This window comes from Paraburkholderia sp. BR10872 (assembly GCF_040965835.1).
GTDB classification, from domain to species: domain Bacteria; phylum Pseudomonadota; class Gammaproteobacteria; order Burkholderiales; family Burkholderiaceae; genus Paraburkholderia; species Paraburkholderia nodosa_A.
In genome coordinates, this window is sequence record NZ_JBFRCN010000005.1 from 49,722 (window position 1) to 68,509 (window position 18,788).

Below are 18,788 nucleotides of genomic sequence, written 5' to 3' on the forward strand. Positions count from 1 at the left end.
GGTCTTGTCCCGGAGCGGCGTTGCCGCGCTCAAAGAAAAGCGATGCGACCCTTAGTTCGCCTCAACTCCGCTGCCCGAACATCATCTGCCGCGCGAGCGCCGTCTTCACGGGCGGTGCGAATTCGAGCGCCGTGAGCGCGAGCCCGCGCAGCGTGGCGAGTGGGCCGAAATCGACGGTGAACAAGCGGGCGAGCGTATCCGTCGCGCCGATCGTCATGCGGCGGTCGAACGCGCGACGGCCGGCGAACTCGGCGAGTGCGCGCGGCGTGGCACCGTGCTGCGCGAGCGAATCGGCGAGCGCGTGGGCGTCGCGCAGACCGAGATTGAGACCCTGGCCCGCCACGGGATGCAGTGTTTGGGCCGCATTGCCGACCGCCGCGATGCGGCCGTGGCCGCAAACGAGGGCGTCGAGCGCGTTCAGGCCGAGCGCAAAGGCCGCGCGGCCGTGAACATGCGTGAAGCGGCCCATGCGCGCCCCGAACGCCACGCCGAGTTCGGCGAGGAAATCGGCGTCCGAAAGCTGCGCGCGGCGCTCGGCCTGCGCCGGGGAGCAGCACCACACCAGCGCGTAATCCGCGCCGCGCACGCCGCCCATCGGCAGGAGCGCGATCGGGCCTTCGCTCGTGAAGCGCTCCCACGCGACGTGCGGTTGCGGGGCAGCTAGCGTCACCACGCCGACCAGCGCCGTTTGCCCGTAGTCGCGCGTGCGTTTGGTTTCGGCGGCCGGCAGTGCGGCCTTGGCATCGGCTTCGTCGGCCTCTTCTGCATCGTCTTGCGCGTGGCGTGGCGGCGGCGTGCGATACAGGCCGCCCTCGGCGTTCACGAGGATGCGCGTGCGCAGATGGCGCTCGACGCCCGCGCTCACGACCGGCAGCGTCACGCCGTCGTTCTCCACGACGGGATCGTGCGCCTGCGTGTGATGCAGCCAGTGCACCCGCGTGCCGCGCACGGCCTGCGCAAGCGCCTGAACGATCGCGCCGTAGCGCGCCACGTAGCCGAGCGCGGGCAAGTCGTAATCGTGGCGGTCGATCAGCGTGCGCCCGAAATGGCCGCGCTGCGAAACATGGATGCGCTCGATGGGCGTCGCGTCGTGCGGCCACGCGAGCGCTTCGAGCAGCGTGCGGCTGCCCTGCGAAACGGCGATGGCGCGCGGATCGCCGGCGCTGTCCTCGGGTTCGCGCGCGTCGATCAGCGCAATCGAGAGCCCTTGCGTGGCGCTGCGCCGCGCGAGCCAACCTGCGAGCGCGAGACCTACCGGCCCCGCGCCGACGATCGTCACATCGTGGTCGAATTGAGCGGGCGCGTTCGCGCCGGTGGGAGTGTCGTTCGCGCTGCCGGAAACTGCGTTCATGTCGTTTGCTTCGCTTCGTGTGGAATCTTCGCGTCTGCGTTTCCGTCTGCGTCAGGCGCCGCGTTGCGCGCCCTGCATGAGCGCTTCGATTTCATCGGCGGCAACGGGCACGCCGCGCGTGATCAGCTCGCAGCCCGTTTCGGTGACGATGGCGTCGTCCTCGATGCGGATGCCGATATCCCAGTAGCGCTCGGGCACGTCCTCGGCCGCGCGGATGTAGAGACCCGGCTCGATCGTGAGCGTCATGCCGGCGCGCAGCGTGCGCCACGGCGGCGGGGCGTCGGGCTTTTCGGTGCTTGCCGCAACGCCGCGTTCACCGCGTTCCCTGTAGTCGCCCGCGTCGTGCACATCCATGCCGAGCCAGTGCCCGGTGCGATGCATATAGAAGCGCGCGTAGGCGCGCTCGGTAATCACGTCGTCGACGCTCGCAAAACGCTGCCGGTCGATGATGCCGGTATCGAGCAACCCCTGCGCGAGTACGCGCACCGCGGCATCATGCGGCGCCTCGAAATTCACGCCGGCGCGCGTGGCGTCGATCGCGGCCTGCTGCGCGGCGAGGACGATGTCGTACAGCTCGCGTTGCGCGCTCGTGAAGCGGCCGCTCGCGGGGAAGGTGCGGGTGATGTCCGAGGCATAGCCGTTCAACTCGCACGCGGCGTCGATCAGCACGAGGTCGCCTTCGCGCGCCACCGCGTTGCCCGCTGGGTAGTGCAGCACGCACGCGTTCGCGCCTGCCGCGACGATCGAGCCGTAGGCGGGCGCCTGCGCGCCGTGCTTGCGGAACGTGTAGAGCAACTCCGCCTCGATCTCGTACTCGCGCATGCCGGGCCGGCATGTCTGCATCGCGCGAACGTGCGCGAGCGCCGAAATTTTTGCGGCGCGGCGCATCGTGTCGAGTTCGTGCGCATCCTTGATCACGCGCATGTCGTCGAGCAGCGGCAGCAGGTCGTACGCGGCGGCCGGCGCCGTGACGCCGCTGCGCCCCTGCGCGCGCACCGCGTCGATCCAGCGCTTCACCTGCGCGTCGAAGCGATCGGAGGCCGCGAGCGCGTAGTGCAGCGCCGGACGGTTGGCGATGAACTGCGGGATGCGCGCATCGAGTTCGTCGGCAGGGAACGCAGCGTCGAAGCCAAACGCTTCGCGCGCGGCGTCCGGACCGAAGCGAAAGCCTTCCCACGTTTCGCGCTCAACGTTCTTCGCGCGGCAGAACAGAATGGCGGCGGGCTGGTTCTCGCCCGCGTTCGCGTCGAGCACGAGCAGCGCCTCGGGCTCGGTGAAGCCGGTGAGGTAGTAGAAGTAGCTGTCGTGCCGATACGGATAGTCCGCGTCGCGGTTGCGCAGCGCTTCGGGCGCGGTCGGCACGAGCGCGACACCGCCGCCCTGCGCACGCAGCGCTGCAAGCACACGTTCGCGGCGCGCGCGATAGAGCGCCGCGCCGCCGTCGGGGCCGCGCTGCATGTCGGCTGCGTCGGCCACGCTGGCCGCAGGTTGGGCTTCGCTCGAGGCGGCCGGGGCGCTTTGCTTGAGGGTCGAGTCCATCGTGAGATTGTAGCGCTGGCTACAAAGGCGCGCGCTGGCTCGCGGTGACCCCACCCGCGCGCCGCTATGGCCGGGTGTTGTCTCTTGCTGACATCATTTGTAGGAAAAATCCTGCACTGCAACAGACGGCGCGTCAGAAAATTACCAATCCAACGTATACTTCGGCCGGATTCCAGAAAAGGCAGGTGGTATGAAACTTATCGGTTCGCTCGGCAGCCCGTATGTCCGCAAGGCGCGGATCACGCTCGCCGAAAAGAAAATCGACTACAAGCTGGTGCTCGAAAACGTGTGGGGCGAGGAAACGGCGATTCACGATTTCAACCCGCTCGGCAAGGTTCCGTGTCTCGTGATGGATGACGGCGAGGCCGTGTTCGACTCGCGCGTGATCTGCGAGTACGTCGACATGCTCTCGCCCGTGGCCAAGCTCATCCCGCCCGCAGGACGTGAGCGCATTGAAGTGCGTTGCTGGGAGGCGCTCGCCGATGGCATGCTCGACGCCACCGTGCTGATCCGCCTCGAAGGCACGCAACGCACGCCGGAACAGCGCAACGAGGCGTGGGTGAAGCGCCAGGAGCGCAAGATCCACGAGAGCCTCGCCGCGATGGCCAAGGGGCTCGACGGCAACCCGTGGTGCGCGGGCAACCGCTACACGATCGCGGATATTGCCGTGGGCTGCGCACTCGGCTATCTCGACTTCCGCATGCCGGAGCTGAACTGGCGCGAGGCGCATCCGAATCTCGCGCGCCACTTCGAGAAGCTTTCGCAGCGTCAATCGTTCGTCGACACGGTGCCGCAAGGCTGACGTCCAGCTGATCTGCTGGGTGACTTAAACAAAACGCCCGACGGCATGGTGTGCCGTCGGGCGTTTTCGTTCAAGCCGCGGATCGCCTTCCTCAGACGATCTTTTCCTCGGCCGGCGCGAACGAATCGCTGCGTGCAACCGGCCACCACTTCTCGTACAGCTGATAGCGATAGCGGCCTTCGAGCAGATCGCCGGGCTTCAGGTACTTGAGCAGTTCCGACATCAGCTTTACTTCATACGACGACACGCGCCGCACGATGTGATGCGCGCGCAGATCCGATGGGCTCGCGAGACCCGCGGCCTGAATCAGCTCCTGCAGCGCGTGCAGCGTGTTGTGGTGGAAGTTGAAGACGCGCTCGCCCTTGTCCGGCACGTCCAGCGCGCGCTGGCGCACGGGGTCTTGCGTGGCGACGCCGGTGGGGCAGCGGTCCGAGTGGCACTTCTGCGCCTGGATGCAGCCGACGGCGAACATGAAGCCGCGCGCCGAGTTCACCCAGTCCGCGCCGATTGCGAGCGTGCGCGCGATATCGAACGCCGTGATGATCTTGCCGCTCGCACCGATCCTGATCTTGTCGCGCAGGCCGATGCCCACGAGCGTGTTGTGCACGAGAAGCAGCCCTTCCTGCAGGGGCGTGCCGATGTGATCGGTGAACTCGAGCGGCGCTGCGCCCGTGCCGCCTTCCGCGCCGTCCACGACGATGAAGTCGGGCAGGATGCCGGTTTCCAGCATCGCCTTGGCGATGCCGAAAAACTCCCACGGATGGCCGATGCACAGCTTGAAGCCCGTGGGTTTGCCGCCCGAGAGCTTGCGCAGGCGCTCGATGAATTCGAGCAGGCCGCGCGGCGTGGAGAACTCCGAGTGGCGCGCAGGCGAGACGCAATCCTTGCCGATGGGAATGCCGCGCGTTTCGGCGATCTCGGGCGTGACCTTGGCCGCGAGCAGCATGCCGCCGTGGCCAGGCTTCGCGCCTTGCGAGAGCTTCACCTCGATCATTTTCACCTGCGGCTCGTTCGCGAGGCGCTGGAATTTATCGGCGCTGAAGGTGCCGTCGTCGTTGCGGCAGCCGAAGTAGCCCGAGGCGATCTCCCAGATGATGTCGCCGCCATTTTCGCGGTGATATTTCGACATCGAGCCTTCGCCGGTGTCGTGCGCGAAGCCGCCTTTCTTCGCGCCCATATTGAGCGCGCGGATGGCATTCGCGGACAGCGCGCCGAAGCTCATCGCCGAGATGTTGAAGATCGACATCGAGTACGGTTGCGCGCGGTTGGTGCCCACGAGCACGCGGAAGTCGCTGCCTGCGAGCTTCGTCGGCGCGAGCGAATGGCTGATCCACTCGTGGCCCACGGCCTTCACGTCGAGTTCGGTGCCGTACGGGCGGCTGTCCACAGCGTTCTTCGCGCGTTGGTAGACGAGGCTGCGCTGGGCGAGCGAGAACGGCTTTTCGTCGGTGTCGTCCTCGACGAAGTACTGGCGGATCTCGGGCCGCACGAACTCGAACAGGAAGCGCAGATGACCCCAGATCGGGTAGTTGCGCAGGATCGCGTGGCGCTCCTGGAACATGTCGTAGAGGCCGAGCGCGACGAGCAGCGCGGGCACGATCATGCAGTACCACGACAGGCGATGGAGCGCGGCAGCGGCGGCACAGGCCGCGAGCAGCAGCACCGCGCCCCACATGGCGAGATAACGTCGGGAAAACATTGGGGGGAACTCCTCGAACTTGATGTAATGCGCGCGCCCGCTCTCCTCTTGTGAAGGGGCGGCGCGCGTGAGCCGCGCGATTGCTGGGCGCGGCTTGCGGGAATGATGCCGCAAGTTCGTGAAACTGGCAGGCAAGCGGGCAGTGTCGTTCGAGCGGCCTGTGGGAGGCTTCAAAAGTCGGATAAAAAACGCGGCGCCCAGGGCGCCGCGCGGTGTTCTCTTACGTTTTGCCTGACGCAGCTTGCGTCACGCGGCCGTCGCCGCAGCAGGCTTCTTGCGCGGGACGCGCTTCCTTTTCTTCGGCGCTTCGGGCGGCAGCACGGCGGGCACGTGCGGCGCGAGCGTCGTTACCGCCTCGATGATGCCGCCACCCAGGCAAACGTCGCCGTCGTAGAGCACCGCCGACTGGCCGGGCGTCACGGCCCATTGCGCGTCGGGAAAACGCAGCGTGAACTGGCCCGCGCCGAATTCGTCTGCGGTATGGAACGAGCAGGGCGCATCGGCCTGGCGATAGCGCGTTTTCGCGCCGCATGCATGGTCCTGCGCCGGCGGCTCGCCCGCCACCCAGCTCACGTTGCCTGCGCGCAGCTCGTGCGCGAGCAGCCACGGATGATCGTGGCCCTGCACGACGTAGAGCGTGTTCGAGGCCATGTCCTTGCCCGCCACGAACCACGGATCGCCGCTGCCGTCCTTGCTGCCGCCAAGGCCAATGCCCTTGCGTTGCCCGAACGTGTAGAACGCGAGGCCGATATGCTCGCCTACCACCTTGCCGTCGGGCGTCGTCATCGGGCCGGGTTGGGTCGGCAGATAGCGGTTGAGGAAGTCGCGGAACGGCCGCTCGCCGATGAAGCAGATTCCTGTGGAATCCTTCTTTTTCGCGTTCGGCAGGCCGATCTTTTCGGCGATCTCGCGCACCTTCGTCTTGGGGATCTCGCCGAGCGGGAACATCGTCTTCGAAAGCTGCGCCTGGTTCAGTCGATGCAGGAAGTACGACTGATCTTTCGTGTGGTCGAGCGCCTTCAGCAGTTCGAAGCGTCCGTTGCTCTCGTTCTGGCGCACGCGGGCGTAGTGGCCCGTGGCGATCGTTTCCGCGCCGAGCGACATGGCGTGGTCGAGAAAGGCCTTGAACTTGATCTCGGCGTTGCACAGCACGTCCGGGTTCGGCGTGCGCCCCGCGGAATACTCGCGCAGGAACTCCGCGAACACGCGGTCCTTGTATTCGGCGGCGAAGTTCACGGCCTCGACGTCGATGCCGATCAGGTCCGCGACCGACACCACGTCGATCCAGTCCTGACGCGTCGAGCAGTACTCGCCGTCGTCGTCGTCTTCCCAGTTCTTCATGAAGAGACCGACGACGTCGAATCCCTGCTCCTTGAGCAGCCATGCGGTAACCGACGAATCGACGCCGCCCGACATGCCTACTACGACCTTACGTTTGCTCATTTCGTTGCTGCCTTAGTTCATCCTGGGTGCTGCCTTCGGTGCCGTCGCGTGCGTCTGGATGAAATCCAGCGGCACGCGCTTGCCGGCGAGGTAATCGTCGACACAGCGCATCACGAGCGGCGTGCGATGGCGCTCGCTCGCGGCGCGCATCTCGTCCACGCTCATCCACACCGTGCGGACGATATCCGGATCGAGCGCGCGGTCTTCCGCCTCGGCTGCGACTCTGCCGCAGTACGTGAAGCGCACGTACGTCGCGCCGCTCTCGCCGGGTTTGCCGAAGTGCGTCATGTACACGCCGACCAGCGCTTCGGGCGTGAACGCATGTGCGGTTTCCTCGAGCGTTTCGCGCACTACGGCCTCGTGCAGCGTTTCGCCCGCTTCCAGATGGCCGGCGGGCTGGTTCAGGCGCAGTCCAGATGGCGTGTGCTCTTCGACGAGTAGAAAGCGCCCGTCGCGCTCGACGATCGCGGCCACGGTGACGTGGGGTGCCCAGGTTTCCTCATTCATGGGCCCGTATTTTACCGGGACGGCGCGAACGCTGCCCGGGGCCGGATCGGGCCCCAGAGGGCGCTTGCCCGGCTCGGCTGGCACTGCCGACCGTCCGGTCGGACGACACGGCGTGTTGTGTGCATCGCACAAAAACGGGCAATTCCCGCTACAAAGGCGTCGCTGCTTTCGGTTAAAGTGGTGCCGTCGTTTGCCGTTGCAATGGATGCCGGCGCTTGAACGCCGTTTGTCGGCCTCCCTTCGCTCGATTCGAGCCAGAACAGCTAGAACAAGAAGGTCGAGGAGGAAACAACGATGCATATCGGAGTGCCCGCAGAGACGCGGGCGAACGAAACCCGCGTGGCCGCGACGCCGGAGACAGTCAAGAAATACGTCGCCCAGGGCCACACGGTTACGATCCAGGCCGGCGCCGGCACTGGCGCGAGCTATCCCGACGAGGCCTACACGGCCGTGGGCGCGCAGGTTGCCGATGCGGCAACGGCCTTTGGCGCGGATCTCGTGCTCAAGGTCCAGTCGCCCACCGTCAGCGAATTGCCGTTCATGAAGCGCGGCGCGGTGCTGGTCGGCATGCTCGATCCCTTTAATGCGGAGAACGCCGCGAAACTCGCCGAGGCTGGCGTGACGGCCTTCGCGCTCGAAGCCGCGCCGCGCACCACGCGCGCGCAAAGCCTCGACGTGCTGTCGTCGCAGGCCAACATCGCCGGGTACAAGGCGGTGCTCGTGGCCTCGAACCTCTATCCGCGCTTCATGCCGATGCTGATGACCGCCGCCGGCACCGTGAAAGCCGCGCGCGTACTGATTCTCGGCGCGGGCGTGGCGGGCCTGCAGGCCATCGCCACGGCGCGGCGCCTGGGCGCGGTGATCGAGGCTTCGGACGTGCGCCCGGCCGTCAAGGAGCAGATCGAGTCGCTCGGCGGCAAATTCCTCGACGTGCCCTACGAAACCGATGAGGAGCGCGAAGCGGCCGTCGGCGTGGGCGGCTATGCCCGGCCGATGCCACCGTCGTGGCTCACGCGCCAGTCGGCGCTGGTGCACGAGCGCGCGAAGCAGGCGGACATCATCATCTCGACCGCGCTGATTCCGGGCCGCGACGCGCCGACGCTGCTGCCTTCGGAAACCGTGCAGGCGATGAAGCCGGGGTCGGTGGTGATCGACCTCGCGGCAGGACGCGGTCCCGTTGCGGACGAGGCAAGCGGCCGACGCGGCGGCAACTGCCCGCTCACGGAGGCCGACAAGGTGGTGACGCACCACGGCGTGCAGATCTGCGGCTACACGAACCTCGCCTCGATGGTCGCCGCCGACGCCTCCGCGCTCTACGCACGCAACCTGCTCGACTTCCTGAAGCTCATCGTCACGAAGGAAGCCACGCTCAACATCGATCTCGCGGACGACATCGTCGCGGCCACGCTGCTGGCCCGCGACGGCCAGGTCACGCGCAAGGCATGACGAGGAGGAGAACAAGAATGGAAGTCATCAACCATACCGTCATCAATCTGATCATCTTCGTGCTGGCCGTGTACGTGGGCTATCACGTGGTCTGGAACGTCACGCCCGCGCTGCATACGCCGCTCATGGCCGTGACCAACGCGATTTCCGCAATCGTGATCGTCGGCGCGATGCTCGCCACGGGCCTGACCGTGGGCGGACCGGGCAAGTTCTTTGGCACCTTCGCCGTGCTGCTCGCGGCCGTGAACGTGTTCGGCGGGTTCCTCGTCACACGGCGAATGCTGGAAATGTTCCGCAAGAAGGAGCCGAAAAAGCTCTCCGCCCCTGGCAGCAAGGAGGGCGCATGATGGGGCTGAACTTCGTGAGCATGAACGTCGTTACGCTGCTTTATCTGGTGGCGTCGGTCTGCTTCATCCAGGCGCTCAAGGGGCTGTCGAATCCGAAGAGCGCGCGCGCCGGCAACGTATTCGGCATGGTCGGTATGGCCATCGCCATTCTCACGACCCTTGCGCTGATCGTGAAGGAGTCCGCACAGTTCGGCTCGAACCTCGGCCTGGGGCTTGCGCTGTTGTTCGCGGCGCTCGTGGTGGGCGGCGGCCTCGGAGCGTATGTCGCCGCGCGCGTCGAGATGACGAAGATGCCCGAACTCGTCGCGGCCATGCACTCGCTGATCGGTCTGGCGGCGGTGTGCATCGCGTATGCGGTGGTCTCCGAACCGGCCGCGTTCGGACTGGTGGCAGAAGACGCGCCGTATCCGGGCTTCCTGCCGTACGGCAACCGTATCGAACTCTTTATCGGTACGTTCGTCGGTGCAATCACCTTCTCAGGTTCCGTGATCGCCTTCGGCAAGCTCTCGGGCAAGTACAAGTTCCGCCTGTTCCAGGGCGCGCCGGTGGTCTATCCGGGCCAGCATCTGATCAACCTGATGCTCGCGCTCGGCATGATCGGCTTCGGCGTCCTGTTCTTCCTCACGCAGTCGTGGCTGCCGTTCATCATCATGACGCTGATCGCGTTCGCGCTGGGCGTGCTCATCATCATCCCGATCGGCGGCGCGGACATGCCCGTGGTCGTGTCGATGCTGAACTCGTACTCGGGCTGGGCGGCGGCGGGCATCGGCTTTTCGCTGAACAACGCCATGCTGATCATCGCGGGGTCGCTGGTGGGTTCTTCCGGCGCGATCCTCTCGTACATCATGTGCCACGCGATGAACCGCTCGTTCTTCAACGTGCTGCTGGGCGGCTTCGGCGGCGAGGCGGGTGCGGCGGCGGCAGGCGGCGCGCAGGAGCAGCGTCCGGTGAAGTCGGGTTCGGCTGACGACGCCGCGTTCATGCTCGGCAACGCAGAGAGCGTGGTGATCGTCCCCGGTTATGGCCTTGCGGTGGCACGCGCGCAGCATGCGCTGAAAGAACTCACGGACAAGCTCGTGGAGAAGGGCGTGGACGTGCGTTACGCGATTCACCCGGTGGCGGGCCGCATGCCGGGCCACATGAACGTGCTGCTCGCGGAAGCCGAGGTGCCGTACGACATGGTGTTCGAAATGGAGGACATCAACAACGAGTTCGGCCAGACCGATGTCGTGCTGGTGCTCGGGGCGAACGACGTGGTGAACCCGGCGGCGAAGAACGATCCGAAGTCGCCGATCGCGGGCATGCCGATCATCGAGGCGTACAAGGCGCGCACGATCATCGTGAACAAGCGCTCGATGGCGGCCGGCTACGCGGGCCTCGACAACGAACTCTTTTACATGGATAAAACCATGATGGTGTTCGGCGACGCGAAGAAGGTGATCGAGGAGATGGTGAAGGCGGTGGAGTAAGCGCGGCTCGCATCAGACCCACGCGAAAGGCGCGCAGCGATGTGCGCCTTTTTCATTTGCGGCTGTGCTGAGCGCTCAGAGCGAAGGCGCATTCACGCGGCGCAGATAGTCGGCGAGGCGCCGCCCGCTCACATCGGGAAACTGCTCGAGCACTTCCACGTTCTCCATGCGCGCGATGTTGAAATTGCGGAAGTCCTCTCGCATTTCGCACCAGGCGCCCACGGTCCATTGCGCGCCCCAGTACACGAGCCCGAGCGGCCAGATGCGCCGCTGCGTATGCGCGCCGATGCGGTCGCAGTACGCGAAGCGCACGACGAGCCGCGTGTCGACGGCGCGATGCAGCGCGTCGAGCTTGTCCGAAAACGCGTGATCCATGTGATACGCGGGCGCGAACACGGCAAGCCGTTCCAGCACGGCGCGCTTTTCCGCGGGCATCGCGGCGGCGATCTTCGCCAGCGCACCGCGTGCGCCGCTCGCGAGCGCCGCGCCGCCCCACGATTCGGCCATGCGAGCGCCTACCGCGAGCGCGGTGAGTTCGTCGGCGGTGAAGGTGAGCGGCGGCAGGCTCGCGGTGCGCGCGAGCCGGTAGCCAATGCCCGCCTCGCCCTCGATCGGCACGCCCGAGAGCTGCAGGTCGCGCACGTCGCGATAAACCGTGCGCGGCGAAACTTCGAGCCATTCTGCGAGCTGCTGCGCCGTGGTGAGACGCCGGCCGCGCAGCAGTTCGGCGATGCGAAAAAGGCGGTCGGCACGGCGGGTCATGGCAGGGCAGTCGCGAAGGCGGGCGCGGTGACTGGGATAAGCACAGATGATAGCGCCGGGCGCGCGTGGCGCCCGGCCGCGGCTTAGCCGAGCTTCGGCGCGTGCAGACCGACGCGGTTGCCTTCGGTATCGATGAAGAAGCCGATATAGCCGTAATTGTTCGGCAACTCCACCGCTGGCCCTTGCTGCTTGCCGCCGGCTTTTTGCACGCGGTCGAGCACGGCGGTGACCGATGGCTGCGCGTTCAGATACACGAGCACGCCCTTCGGGTCGGGCTTGGCGTCATGCGGATTGAACACGATGCAGCCGCCGGTTTCCGTATCGGTGTGAGCGAACAGCGCCATCGGCACGCCGCCGACCACCTCGCGCTGCAGCGCGGTGTCGAAGGCGGTTTCGTAAAAACGGGCGGCACGCTCCAGGTCGTGCGCGGGAATTTCGAACCACGAGATCACACGGGACAGATCGGTAGACACGGTGCAGCTCCTCGAAGACAACGGCGGACGTTGAATGGCGGCAGCCGGGCGGCGGCAGCCTCGCCGGATGGCGTAGAAGCAGTGTGCCAGGGGGCTGCTGACAGCGTGTTGTCAGTAGGTTTGACGTGCCGTGACGGGCGAGTCGAGGCGGCGGGTGGGAAGGCCACCCGCCGTGCGCGTTTGCCAATGTCAGCTGGCGTCGTCGCTGCTGGCGGCGGGGTTCGCTGGACGCTGGCGCACGCTGCCCGCGATCAGGTCGAAGCGGAACAGGCGGCATTCGAGCGCGCCGTTGTAGAGCGGCGTCTTGGCAGCTTCGCGCAGGCGCAGCTGGCCTGGCAGCTTGCGGTCCGACGTGAGGACGAACGCGCGCCAGCCCGTGAAGCGCTGCTTGAGCGCGTCGCCGAGCGCCTGGAAGAATTCGGCGTCGGGCGCCTCGTCCTTGGCGCGGCGAAAGCCTTCGTCATCGTCGCCGCGCAGCTCGCGCGCCGTCGGGCGCGCCTCGCCGCGCGCGTTGCGCCCGCGCACCTCGATACGCTCGCCGTACGGCGGATTCGCCACGAGAATGCCGGGCGCAGCCGAGGGAGGCGTCATGTTGCGCGCGTCGAGCTGCTTGAGCGTCACGCTGCCAAAGCCCGCGCGCTTGAAGTTCGCACGCGCCTTTTCCAGCATGACATCGGAGATGTCGCTGCCGTAGATCAGCAGATCGCTGGTCTTGCCTTGGGCGAGATTGCGCGCCGTGTTCGCCTCGCTCTTGAGGTGACGCCACGCGGCCATGTCGGCCTGCTTGAGCGACTCGAAGCCGAAGCGGCGATCGAGTCCCGGCGCGATGTCGAGCGCGACTTGCGCGGCTTCCGCGAGGAAGGTGCCGCTGCCGCACATCGGGTCATAGAGCGGCGTGCCGGGCGTCCAGCCCGTGAGGCGCAGGATGCCCGCGGCGAGGTTCTCGCGCAGCGGGGCGGCGCCCTTGTCCAGACGCCAGCCGCGCTTGAAGAGCGGCTCGCCCGAGGTGTCGAGATAGAGCGTGCATTCGTTCGCCGTGAGGAAGGCGAAGACGCGCACATCGGGATAGGCGGTATCGACGCTCGGACGCGCACCGGCCTTGTCGCGCATGCGGTCGCAGATCGCGTCCTTCACGCGCAGCGTGGCGAATTCGAGGCTGCGCAGCGGCGACTTGATCGCGGTGATGTCGATGCGGATCGTCTCGTTCGCCGAGAACCACTTCTCCCACTGCTGCTCGCGCGCGAGCGCATAGATGTCCTGTTCGCTGCGGTACGGGCGCTGGGCGATCTTCAGGAGCACGCGGCTCGCAATGCGCGAATGGAGGTTGGCGGCGATGCCGCCGGCCCAGTTGCCGCGGAAATGCACGCCGCCGGGCACCTCGGCGCCGACCTGAAGTGCGCCGGGCGGCAGGCGCCGTTGCGCGGTTTCGGCCAGTTCGGCGGCGAGCGTGGCTTCGAGGCCGCGCGGGCAGGGGGCAAAGAAATCGAAAGACATGAAGGAGGATGGGACGCTGCGGGGAAGGCGCTATTGTACGCGGGTTGCGGGAGCGGCCAGGTACGGTTGCCTTTTGGCGCGCCGGGTCGGCAGCGCGGGCGTTGCGCGAGTCAGGCGGACGCCTTCGAGCCGTGCAGTTCGAGCCCGAGCGCTTTCACGACTTTCAGGATGGTCGCGAAGCTTGGGTTGCCTTCGCGGGAGAGCGCTTTGTAGAGCCCCTCGCGGCTGATTCCCGTATCGCGCGCCACCTGCGCCATGCCGCGGGCACGAGCGATCACTCCCAGCGCATGGGCGATGAACGCCGGATCGTCACCCCCTTCGCGCAGGCAGGCTTCGAAGTATTCGGCGATGTCGTCTTCGGTCTGGAGATGTTCGGCAGAATCCCAGGGCCGGGTCTTGATCGTCTTCGCAGACATGGGTGCTTACTCCGTATCGAGTTCCGCGAGCATGCTGTGCGCAGCCCTGATGTCGGCTTCCTGGGTGGACTTCAGGTTGACGAACCATGTGTCGAATACCTCGGTCGTCCGGATCGTGAGACAGGGAGAAGTGTAATCCATAGTTGACTGACTGTGAACTGTGGTTCACGCGCGATGTGCCGCCGAAGCAGTTTCACCTTGCCGGTGCCGATAGGTCGACCCTACCGTCGTCGCTTCGATCGCGCATTATCGTCAGTCAAATTCCGCTACTTCATGCGTTCGCCGCCTCAGCAAAAAACGCCCCCTCAGCCGCCGGCGGCCGCCATCTGCGGACACGCGATGCTCGCCGCCGTCTTCGCACGCACACCAGCCTTCGTGCCATTCGAGGCCACACTCACGCGCGGCGCGGCCGCGAGCGCGCGCACGCCGCTCGCGATCGACTGCGAGAGCGCCTCGACCGCCTGCCGGTGGCCGATGACGAGCGCGTCGTAGCCGTCGCCCACCTTCTCGTTGAGCACGCTGCGGCAGGTCAGGACCGTTTGCGAGTCGAGCGCGCGCACGCTCCACACGGCGTCGATGAGCGCGTGCGAGCCCGGCCACGATTCGAAGCGCTGCACGTTCACGCTCACGCGATAGACGGGCACGCCCTCGGGGTGCGGCGAGCCGTACACGTCGATGGTGCCGAGCTGCTGCGTGAGGTCGCCGGAGAGCGCCCGGCGGATCTCGTCGCCGGGCATCGAGGACCAGCGCTCCTGCTCGAGTACGCGCACCTGGTTGGCGTCGGTTTGCACGACGAACTGTGCCTTTGCGACCTGCGGCGGCACGTCGACAGGCGCCAGTTCGATCAGCCATTGGGCGTTGCCCGCGCTCGGCGCGGCCGCGGCGGTGCGACCCGTGTCGTCGCTCGGGCTGAGCGTGTAGAACCGGCTGGCGGGCGAACTGCAGCCCGCCAGCGCGGCGGCTACGACCAGCGCGCCGAGCGCGGCAAGGGCGGGGACGCGTCGGAACGTCATGGCTTGTCTCCAGATTTGCCGCGCAGCAGCGATTCGGGATGGCGCTCCAGGTAATCGGAGAGCGCGTTGAGCGATTGCAGCGTACGCGTGAGTTCCTGCATCGCCTGGTGCACGTCGGACTGCAGCGGCGAATCCTGCTGCAGCGTGGACTGCGCGGCGTTGAAGGTCTTCTGCGCCTGGTCGAGCGTGCCTTGCAGCTGCGGCAGGATCTGGTCGTTCACCTTGCCGAACAGCTGGTTGGCGTTCTTGAGCGAGTCGTTCAGGTTGTTGCCGATCTTGTCGAACGGAATCTGATCGAGCTTCTTCGCAATGTCCGCGACCTGCAGCTGCAGTTCTTCGAGCGAGTTCGGCACCGTGGGCAGCTCGAGCGGGTCGTGGTTGAAGTCGACCGTCGCGGGGCCCGCCTTCGGGAAGATGTCGAGCGCGATGTAAAGCTGACCCGTGATCAGGTTGCCGGTGCGCAACTGGCCGCGCAGGCCGCGCGCGACGAGCCGCTTGATCAGCTCCTCGCTTTGCGGCGTATGCGGCGCGGGCGCTTCGCCGCGGATGCGGCGCGACAGGCGCAGCGGATAGAGGTCGATCGTCACTGGCATCGTGAAGTTGTGCTGTTTCGGGTCGTATTCGATCCCGATGTCGGTGACCTGGCCGAGCGCGATGCCGCGGAAATCGACCGCCGCACCCACCGAAAGGCCGCGCAACGACTGGTTGAAGTACATGACCACGCGTTGTGGCGCACCGTCCGGCTCGCGCATTGCCTCAGCCTCGTCGGAGGCCAGCGCGAAGGTGGCGCTGTCGGGCGCCTGGGGGCCCATGGACTGCCCGGGCGGAGCCTGGAACGCGAGGCCGCCCACCACGATCGTGGCGAGGGATTGCGTGTTGACCTTGATGCCGTTCGAATCGAGCTGCACGTTCACGCCGCTCGCGTGCCACCAGCGCGTGTTGGTGCCCACGTACTGGTCGAAGGGCGCGCTCACGAACACCTGCACCGTCACGCCGGTGCCGTCCTTGTCGAGCGAATAGCCCGTCACCTGGCCGACCTGGATGCGCCGGTAGAAGATCGGCGTGCCGATGTCGAGCGAGCCGAGCGTCGCACTGTGCAGGGTATAGCGATGGCCCTTCTCGTCGATGGTCACGGCAGGCGGCGCCTCCAGCCCGACGAAGTCGCTTTGCGACTCCTGCGAGCGGCCCGCGTCCGCGCCGATATACGAGCCCGACAGCAGCGTGGTGAGGCCCGAAACGCCACTAGCGCCCACGCGCGGGCGCACGACCCAGAAGCGGCTGTCCTTCACGGCGAAGCGTTCTGCGTCCTTGGTGAGCTCGACCGTAACGATCACATGTGAAAGGTTGGGCGAGAGCTTGATGGCGCGCACCGAGCCGATGTCCACGTCCTTGTACTTGACCTTGGTCTTGCCGGGCTCGAGTCCTTCGGCGCTCACGAAGCTGATCGTGATGGTCGGGCCGCGCGTGGCGACCGACTTCACGACGAGCGCCACGCCGATCAGCGCCGCGACGATCGGCACGATCCAGACGAGCGAGGGCAGCCAGCGCCGCGGCTTGACGATCTCCGGCTCCGGCAGATTGGGCGGGGTCGGTCCTTTCGGACTATTCATGGGGTTGATCCTGTGTGTGTTGCGCAGGTTTGTGTTTGTCTTCGTCCACCGGATCCCAGATCAAGCGCGGATCGAACTGCATCGAGGCGATCATCGTCAGGATCACGACCGAGCCGAACGCGATCGCGCCGGGGCCCGCCGTGATGACCGCAAGGGACTGGAAGCGTACCAGCGCCACGGTTAGCGTGACAACGAACACGTCGAGCATCGACCAGCGCCCGATGAATTCCACGAGCCGGTAGAGCTTCGTGCGTTCCACGGGCCGCCAGGTCGAGCCGCGCTGCGAGGTGAACGCGAGCAGCGCGAGCACCGATAGCTTGAGCATCGGCACGAGAATACTGGCGATAAAGACGATCACGGCAAGCGGCCAGTCGCCCGAGGTCCAGAAGTAGACCACGCCGCTCATGATGGTGTCGTCCTCTTCGCCGACGAGCGAGGTCGTATGCATCACGGGCAGCAGGTTCGCGGGGATGTAGAGCAGCGCCGCGGCAATCAGGAGCGCCCACGTACGCATGATGCTGTCCGGGTTGCGCTCGTGCATGGGCGAGCCGCAGCGTGCGCAGCGCACGTGGCCACGCGCGCGCACATGCGCCTGCACGTGCCCGCAGGCGTGGCAGGAGATGTAGCCGGCGTCGCTGGCGGTCTGGTATTTCATCGGGGCCCCTTGGGGAGCGGGCGGCCGCGCGGCGCCGCCGGGTCTTGCGCGCCTGTACCGGGCTCGCGGATCTCGGGCTCGGAGAGCGGGTGCGCCGATGCCGGTGACGGCGAGGCGGGCGAATGCGGCGTGTGCGGACCGCCCGAGCCGGCGTCGCCGGCGAGGCCGCCCGGACCCGCACTGCCCCCGCGGGCCGCGCGGGCGGCGTCGCGCAGGCCGTCGGCAATGTCCCAGAGCGTGCGCGCATCGAATGTGACGACCACGGTGAACATCAGCGTGAGCGCGCCGAAGGCGAAGAGCGCAGTTTCGGGAATCACCCGCGCGAGGCTCACCATTTTCACGATGGTGATGAGCACGCCCAGCATGAAGACCTCGAGCATGCCCCAGGGCCGCACGAACTGGATGCAGCGCAGCACGTAGTCGAAGCCCGGTGGAATGAAGCCGCGCCGCACAGGCAGCAGGACGTAAAGCAGCGCTACCATCTCCGTGAGCGGAAAGAGGATGGTTGCGCAGAACACGATCACCGCGATGACCTCCATGTCCTCGTGCCACAGCACCACGAGGGCGCCGAACAGGCTCGACTCCGTAGTGATACCGTTCGCATCGAGCTCGATGATCGGGAACGACTGGGCGATGATGAAGGTGACGAGCGCCGCGAGCGTGATGGCGCAGATGCGGTCGAGCTGGGACGCGGCGCTGCTGTAGAGCGTGGCGCCGCAGCGCGAGCAACGCGCTGACTGGCGGCCGAGCAGCCGCGGTTTGCGGTAGAGCGCGTCGCAATCGTGACACGCGATCAGTTTGTCCTGGGCCATGCGGGCAGGTGTTGCAAAACGACGTGAACGAAGGACGCGCTGCGGCGGCACACAGGCCGAAAGGTGCCGACAGCGCTTCGCGCCATGTTACCAAACGCGCCCGGCGGCGTGCCGGAACGAGCCGCGGGCCCCGCACGGGGCGGCTGCCGGAGCTGCGAACGGGCTGCGAAGTGTGCCACGTTTGCGCCGTGAGCGTGTGCGAGCCCGGCGGGGACCCGGCCCTTATCTCCAGATGTTTGCAGTCACCTAATTTGGACTATCTTTCGGGCATGGAGCATGCATGGCTGCGCAAGGTGGCCGCTGCCCATCCACGAAGTCAATGACTACGCAATCAAAGCGAGACGATCATGGAAGCCTTGTCGAGGTGGATTCGTTCTTACCGGTGGCGCCCGGCGGTCGGGGCCGCGGCAGTGTGGGCCGGCGCCGCTGCGGCGCTGCTCGCGGGCGCAGCCGCGCATGCGCAGCTCGACGCGGCGAAGAGTACGATCGTCGCTGTCTCGCGCCAGATGAACGTGCCGGTCCAGGGCAGCTTCACGAAGTTCGACGCGCAGATCGCCTTCGATCCGGCCAAACCCGCGGGCGGCAGCGCGAAGATCACGGTCGACACGGCGAGCTATGATCTGGGCGACCCGACCTACAACGATTCGGTGCACGGACCCGAATGGTTCGACGCGAAGACGTTCCCGCAGGCAACGTTCGTCTCGACCGCCATCGCACCGACCGCTACGAACCAGTACAGCGTGAGCGGCAAACTGACGATCAAGGGGCACACGCAGAACGTGGCCGTGCCCGTCGTGCTCACGCAGCAGGGCGGGACGCAGACTTTCGACGGCACGTTGCCGATCCACCGGCTCGCCTTCGACATCGGCACCGGCGAGTGGAAGGACACCTCAATTGTGGCCGACGAAGTGCTCATCAAATTTCACATCGTCGTCGCGCACAAGTAGAGC

Annotated in this window: 18 protein-coding genes and 1 pseudogene; 5 read left to right on the plus strand and 14 right to left on the minus strand. The window is 66.6% G+C overall.

Annotated features, from left to right (window positions below):
- Positions 1-61 precede the first annotated feature (61 nt).
- Positions 62-1,351 carry a UbiH/UbiF/VisC/COQ6 family ubiquinone biosynthesis hydroxylase gene (locus AB4Y43_RS05960; protein WP_368727221.1) on the minus strand — a complete coding sequence of 430 codons (1,290 nt, stop codon included), beginning with the start codon at positions 1,349-1,351 and terminating at the stop codon, positions 62-64.
- Between the two features lie 51 nt (positions 1,352-1,402).
- Complete coding sequence (locus tag AB4Y43_RS05965) at positions 1,403-2,809, minus strand: aminopeptidase P N-terminal domain-containing protein (protein WP_368727288.1); 1,407 nt, start codon at positions 2,807-2,809, stop codon at positions 1,403-1,405.
- A 271-nt stretch (positions 2,810-3,080) separates the two neighbouring features.
- Between AB4Y43_RS05965 and AB4Y43_RS05970 the strand changes: the two genes are divergently transcribed.
- Positions 3,081-3,692, plus strand: a complete 612-nt coding sequence (locus tag AB4Y43_RS05970; protein ID WP_069268450.1) for a glutathione S-transferase C-terminal domain-containing protein — start codon at positions 3,081-3,083, stop codon at positions 3,690-3,692.
- Between the two features lie 91 nt (positions 3,693-3,783).
- On the opposite strand, the gene AB4Y43_RS05975 is transcribed toward AB4Y43_RS05970, so the two are convergent.
- The 3 genes from AB4Y43_RS05975 to AB4Y43_RS05985 form a co-directional block, all read right to left on the minus strand.
- A complete protein-coding gene (locus AB4Y43_RS05975; protein WP_368727222.1) occupies positions 3,784-5,391 on the minus strand; it encodes an FMN-binding glutamate synthase family protein in 1,608 nt (535 codons plus the stop codon).
- Between the two features lie 246 nt (positions 5,392-5,637).
- Positions 5,638-6,834, minus strand: coding sequence for a tRNA 2-thiouridine(34) synthase MnmA (mnmA, locus tag AB4Y43_RS05980; RefSeq protein ID WP_368727223.1), 1,197 nt, complete (start codon positions 6,832-6,834; stop codon positions 5,638-5,640).
- 12 nt (positions 6,835-6,846) lie between these two features.
- A complete protein-coding gene (locus AB4Y43_RS05985; RefSeq protein WP_368727224.1) occupies positions 6,847-7,341 on the minus strand; it encodes an NUDIX hydrolase in 495 nt (164 codons plus the stop codon).
- 294 nt (positions 7,342-7,635) lie between these two features.
- On the opposite strand from AB4Y43_RS05985, the gene AB4Y43_RS05990 reads away from it, so the two are divergent.
- Genes AB4Y43_RS05990 through AB4Y43_RS06000 form a run of 3 tightly spaced genes read left to right on the plus strand, consistent with a single transcriptional unit; the run spans position 7,636 to position 10,603 of the window.
- A complete protein-coding gene (locus AB4Y43_RS05990; protein ID WP_368727225.1) occupies positions 7,636-8,787 on the plus strand; it encodes a Re/Si-specific NAD(P)(+) transhydrogenase subunit alpha in 1,152 nt (383 codons plus the stop codon).
- 17 nt (positions 8,788-8,804) lie between these two features.
- Positions 8,805-9,134, plus strand: a complete 330-nt coding sequence (locus AB4Y43_RS05995) for an NAD(P) transhydrogenase subunit alpha (RefSeq protein WP_028201972.1) — start codon at positions 8,805-8,807, stop codon at positions 9,132-9,134.
- Between the two features lie 14 nt (positions 9,135-9,148).
- Positions 9,149-10,603 (plus strand): NAD(P)(+) transhydrogenase (Re/Si-specific) subunit beta, encoded by a 1,455-nt coding sequence (locus tag AB4Y43_RS06000; protein WP_368605699.1) that lies wholly within the window; start codon positions 9,149-9,151, stop codon positions 10,601-10,603.
- Between the two features lie 75 nt (positions 10,604-10,678).
- On the opposite strand, the pseudogene AB4Y43_RS06005 reads toward AB4Y43_RS06000, so the two are convergent.
- The 9 genes and pseudogenes from AB4Y43_RS06005 to AB4Y43_RS06045 all read right to left on the minus strand — a co-directional run.
- Positions 10,679-11,371, minus strand: a pseudogene (locus AB4Y43_RS06005) (helix-turn-helix transcriptional regulator); the annotation flags it as partial.
- Positions 11,372-11,448: 77 nt separating this feature from the next.
- The gene (locus AB4Y43_RS06010; protein WP_028201975.1) at positions 11,449-11,838 is read right to left on the minus strand and encodes a VOC family protein; all 390 of its coding nucleotides are present in this window, start codon (positions 11,836-11,838) and stop codon (positions 11,449-11,451) included.
- A 189-nt stretch (positions 11,839-12,027) separates the two neighbouring features.
- Positions 12,028-13,332 carry a class I SAM-dependent RNA methyltransferase gene (locus AB4Y43_RS06015; RefSeq protein WP_069268455.1) on the minus strand — a complete coding sequence of 435 codons (1,305 nt, stop codon included), beginning with the start codon at positions 13,330-13,332 and terminating at the stop codon, positions 12,028-12,030.
- 110 nt (positions 13,333-13,442) lie between these two features.
- The gene (locus AB4Y43_RS06020) at positions 13,443-13,748 is read right to left on the minus strand and encodes an addiction module antidote protein (RefSeq protein WP_342947663.1); all 306 of its coding nucleotides are present in this window, start codon (positions 13,746-13,748) and stop codon (positions 13,443-13,445) included.
- 6 nt (positions 13,749-13,754) lie between these two features.
- Entirely contained in the window at positions 13,755-13,889 is a 135-nt protein-coding gene (locus AB4Y43_RS06025; protein WP_256095015.1) for a hypothetical protein, read from the minus strand.
- Positions 13,890-14,053: 164 nt separating this feature from the next.
- Positions 14,054-14,761, minus strand: a complete 708-nt coding sequence (locus AB4Y43_RS06030; protein ID WP_368727226.1) for a membrane integrity-associated transporter subunit PqiC — start codon at positions 14,759-14,761, stop codon at positions 14,054-14,056.
- Positions 14,758-16,371: an intermembrane transport protein PqiB gene (locus tag AB4Y43_RS06035; RefSeq protein ID WP_069268458.1), complete on the minus strand. Its 1,614-nt coding sequence runs from the start codon at positions 16,369-16,371 to the stop codon at positions 14,758-14,760. Before AB4Y43_RS06035 ends, AB4Y43_RS06030 begins: the two co-directional genes overlap by 4 nt.
- The gene (locus tag AB4Y43_RS06040; protein WP_069268459.1) at positions 16,364-17,026 is read right to left on the minus strand and encodes a paraquat-inducible protein A; all 663 of its coding nucleotides are present in this window, start codon (positions 17,024-17,026) and stop codon (positions 16,364-16,366) included. The genes AB4Y43_RS06035 and AB4Y43_RS06040 overlap by 8 nt, the downstream gene beginning before the upstream one ends.
- Positions 17,023-17,838 carry a paraquat-inducible protein A gene (locus AB4Y43_RS06045; RefSeq protein ID WP_368727227.1) on the minus strand — a complete coding sequence of 272 codons (816 nt, stop codon included), beginning with the start codon at positions 17,836-17,838 and terminating at the stop codon, positions 17,023-17,025. Before AB4Y43_RS06045 ends, AB4Y43_RS06040 begins: the two co-directional genes overlap by 4 nt.
- A 347-nt stretch (positions 17,839-18,185) precedes the next feature.
- On the opposite strand from AB4Y43_RS06045, the gene AB4Y43_RS06050 reads away from it, so the two are divergent.
- Positions 18,186-18,785, plus strand: coding sequence for a YceI family protein (locus tag AB4Y43_RS06050; RefSeq protein ID WP_342947666.1), 600 nt, complete (start codon positions 18,186-18,188; stop codon positions 18,783-18,785).
- The last annotated feature ends 3 nt before the right edge of the window (positions 18,786-18,788 follow it).

What these genes read in the sequence shown, in the direction of transcription:
- AB4Y43_RS05990 (WP_368727225.1), top strand. Translation starts at nt 7,636, where the DNA reads ATGCATATCGGAGTGCCCGCAGAGACGCGGGCGAACGAAACCCGCGTG.
- AB4Y43_RS05970 (WP_069268450.1), top strand. Translation starts at nt 3,081, where the DNA reads ATGAAACTTATCGGTTCGCTCGGCAGCCCGTATGTCCGCAAGGCGCGG.
- AB4Y43_RS05985 (WP_368727224.1), bottom strand. Translation starts at nt 7,341, where the DNA reads ATGAATGAGGAAACCTGGGCACCCCACGTCACCGTGGCCGCGATCGTC.
- AB4Y43_RS05995 (WP_028201972.1), top strand. Translation starts at nt 8,805, where the DNA reads ATGGAAGTCATCAACCATACCGTCATCAATCTGATCATCTTCGTGCTG.
- AB4Y43_RS05960 (WP_368727221.1), bottom strand. Translation starts at nt 1,351, where the DNA reads ATGAACGCAGTTTCCGGCAGCGCGAACGACACTCCCACCGGCGCGAAC.
- AB4Y43_RS06045 (WP_368727227.1), bottom strand. Translation starts at nt 17,838, where the DNA reads ATGGCCCAGGACAAACTGATCGCGTGTCACGATTGCGACGCGCTCTAC.
- AB4Y43_RS05965 (WP_368727288.1), bottom strand. Translation starts at nt 2,809, where the DNA reads ATGCAGCGCGGCCCCGACGGCGGCGCGGCGCTCTATCGCGCGCGCCGC.
- AB4Y43_RS06020 (WP_342947663.1), bottom strand. Translation starts at nt 13,748, where the DNA reads ATGTCTGCGAAGACGATCAAGACCCGGCCCTGGGATTCTGCCGAACAT.
- mnmA (WP_368727223.1), bottom strand. Translation starts at nt 6,834, where the DNA reads ATGAGCAAACGTAAGGTCGTAGTAGGCATGTCGGGCGGCGTCGATTCG.
- AB4Y43_RS06050 (WP_342947666.1), top strand. Translation starts at nt 18,186, where the DNA reads ATGGAAGCCTTGTCGAGGTGGATTCGTTCTTACCGGTGGCGCCCGGCG.
- AB4Y43_RS06040 (WP_069268459.1), bottom strand. Translation starts at nt 17,026, where the DNA reads ATGAAATACCAGACCGCCAGCGACGCCGGCTACATCTCCTGCCACGCC.
- AB4Y43_RS05975 (WP_368727222.1), bottom strand. Translation starts at nt 5,391, where the DNA reads ATGTTTTCCCGACGTTATCTCGCCATGTGGGGCGCGGTGCTGCTGCTC.
- AB4Y43_RS06030 (WP_368727226.1), bottom strand. Translation starts at nt 14,761, where the DNA reads ATGACGTTCCGACGCGTCCCCGCCCTTGCCGCGCTCGGCGCGCTGGTC.
- AB4Y43_RS06015 (WP_069268455.1), bottom strand. Translation starts at nt 13,332, where the DNA reads ATGTCTTTCGATTTCTTTGCCCCCTGCCCGCGCGGCCTCGAAGCCACG.
- AB4Y43_RS06025 (WP_256095015.1), bottom strand. Translation starts at nt 13,889, where the DNA reads ATGGATTACACTTCTCCCTGTCTCACGATCCGGACGACCGAGGTATTC.
- AB4Y43_RS06035 (WP_069268458.1), bottom strand. Translation starts at nt 16,371, where the DNA reads ATGAATAGTCCGAAAGGACCGACCCCGCCCAATCTGCCGGAGCCGGAG.